This is a genomic window from Selenomonas sp. ND2010 (assembly GCF_000702005.1).
Taxonomy (GTDB): Bacteria; Bacillota; Negativicutes; order Selenomonadales; family Selenomonadaceae; genus Selenomonas_A.
In genome coordinates, this window is the sequence record NZ_JNKI01000061.1 from 1 (window position 1) to 2,200 (window position 2,200).

Annotated in this window: 1 protein-coding gene, 3 tRNA genes, 1 rRNA gene and 1 riboswitch; all 5 genes read right to left on the minus strand. The window is 43.6% G+C overall.

From position 1 onward, the window contains the following. Positions 1 to 184 precede the first annotated feature (184 nt). Positions 185 to 1,519 (minus strand): NCS2 family permease, encoded by a 1,335-nt coding sequence (locus T504_RS0112055; protein ID WP_033171312.1) that lies wholly within the window; start codon positions 1,517 to 1,519, stop codon positions 185 to 187. A gap of 86 nt (positions 1,520 to 1,605) precedes the next feature. Next, positions 1,606 to 1,709, minus strand: a riboswitch (purine riboswitch). 119 nt (positions 1,710 to 1,828) lie between these two features. Beyond that, positions 1,829 to 1,919: transfer RNA gene (locus tag T504_RS0112060), tRNA-Ser, on the minus strand. Positions 1,920 to 1,926: 7 nt separating this feature from the next. Beyond that, positions 1,927 to 2,002: transfer RNA gene (locus T504_RS0112065), tRNA-Trp, on the minus strand. A gap of 11 nt (positions 2,003 to 2,013) precedes the next feature. After that, positions 2,014 to 2,089, minus strand: a tRNA-His gene (locus tag T504_RS0112070). 6 nt (positions 2,090 to 2,095) lie between these two features. Beyond that, positions 2,096 to 2,200: ribosomal RNA gene (gene rrf, locus T504_RS0112075) — 5S ribosomal RNA — on the minus strand; the annotation flags it as partial.

The following is a 2,200-nucleotide window of genomic DNA, read 5'->3' on the forward strand; positions in this document are numbered from 1 at the left end:
CCCCTGCAAACTGTAATTTGTAAAAAATGCGTGGATAAATTCATAGAAGCCTCCATAAGGTAGATGAATCCATCTTATGGAGGCTTCTATGTTTTATGTCAATATAAAGGGATTTTTCACAGGCCCTAGGAATAAAACAAAAACTATAAATGAGTTACCGCCGAATGAGGCGATAATTTGATCCTCACGACCGCATAAACAAATTGATAAGGAACGCGATGCTGACTAACCACATAATCGGGCTGACTTCACGCCATTTGCCGCCTAATGTCTTGATAAAGGCAAAACTGATAAAACCAAAAGCAAAACCATTAGCAATCGAAGACGTCAGTGGCATCATGATAATTGTCAGGAAAGCTGGCAATGCATCGGTAAAATCCTGGAAATTAATCTTGCCCACTTCGCTCATCATCAAAGCACCAACCAAAATAAGCGGTGGAGCTGTTGCAAATCCTGGCACAAGACCAATGAGAGGAGCAAAGAACAGCGAAATTAAGAAGAGGACCGCTACCGTAACAGCCGTAAGTCCCGTTTTACCACCAGCAGCAATGCCAGCAGCACTTTCAATATAAGTAGTAACCGTCGAAGTACCAAAAACCGAACTGCAAATCGTCCCCACAGCATCTGTAGTCAAGGCACGATCAATATTTTCAATCTCGCCATTTGGTTTTACCATCTTAGCCTTCGAGGTAAGACCAATCAGTGTTCCCATATTATCGAAAAGCTCTACAACCGTGAACGTGAAAATGATTGAAACGATTCCGTAATTCCATGCACCTACAATATCCAACTTACCAAATGTTTCGCTCATATGAGGGAGCGACGAACTGATAACATCCGCAAAGGAATGCGGGACTGGCGAATAGCCCATTGCCATCGAAAGCAGTGTGGTCAAAACAATGCCAATCAAAATCGCCCCTTGAACGTTACGGGCCATTAGTGCACCAGTGCATACAAGGCCAAACATCGAAAGAGCCGTCGTCGGATTAGTCACATGACCAAGTGTAATAAATGTTGCCGGGTCACTTACGATAAGTCCCGTTCCCTTCAACCCGATAAACGCAATGAATAACCCAATACCAACGCCAATAGCAACGCGCAGATTTTGCGGAACGGCATTGATGATTGCCTGACGAATATGACTGACTGTCAAAAGCAAAAACAAAACACCAGAAAAGAAAACCGCGCCTAACGCCACAGTCCAATGCAAATGCAAAACGCCGCAGACGTAATAAGCAAAAAATGCATTCAACCCCATCCCCGGCGCTAAAGCGACCGGATAATTGGCAAAAACACCCATAACCATCGTCGAAAGTGCCGCAATCCAAATCGTCGAAGCTATCGCCGCTTCCTTAGGAATGCCCGCATCAGCTAAAATATTCGGATTAACGAACATAATATACGACAAAGCAATAAATGTCGTAAAACCAGCCAAAATTTCTGTTTTGACCGATGATTGTTTCTCCCGGATTTTAAAGAAACGTTCCAGGAAGGTCGGCTGACCCATTTGTGCTTGCATAAAAATAAAAGCCTCCTCTTTCTGGGCTTCCATAAATGCTCAGCCCGAAAAGAAAAGACTCCAATGATTAATAATCCCCATAAATAATCATGCGCAATTTCCCTTGTAGACTGTGACAGTTTACGGCTGCCTGGTAGAAACGCCCACACCATATCAGCGGGCTTATACAAGTAATATGACAGTTACAAGAATAACAAAGAAAAAGACCTATGTCAATTTGAAAAATAACCGATAATTTTCTAATAATTGCTATAAAATTTATTTTTAGACACAAAAAAAGCTCTGAAAAACAGAGCTTAAATTTGCAAGTGGCGGAGTGGAGAGGATTCGAACCTCCGCACCGGTTACCCAGCCTAACGATTTAGCAAACCGTCCTCTTCAGCCTCTTGAGTACCACTCCATATATATGGCAGGGGCAGTAAGAATCGAACTCACAACCTACGGTTTTGGAGACCGTTGCTCTACCAATTGAGCTATACCCCTAATAGTTAAAATGGGGCGACTTATGGGGATCGAACCCATGCATGCTGGAGCCACAATCCAGTGTGTTAACCGCTTCACCAAAGCCGCCATTAGAACCGGCAACTACCTATCCTCCCAGTCCGTCTCCAGACAAGTACTTTCGGCGTATATGTGCTTAACTACTGTGTTCGGTATGGGAACAGGTGGAACCACATAGCT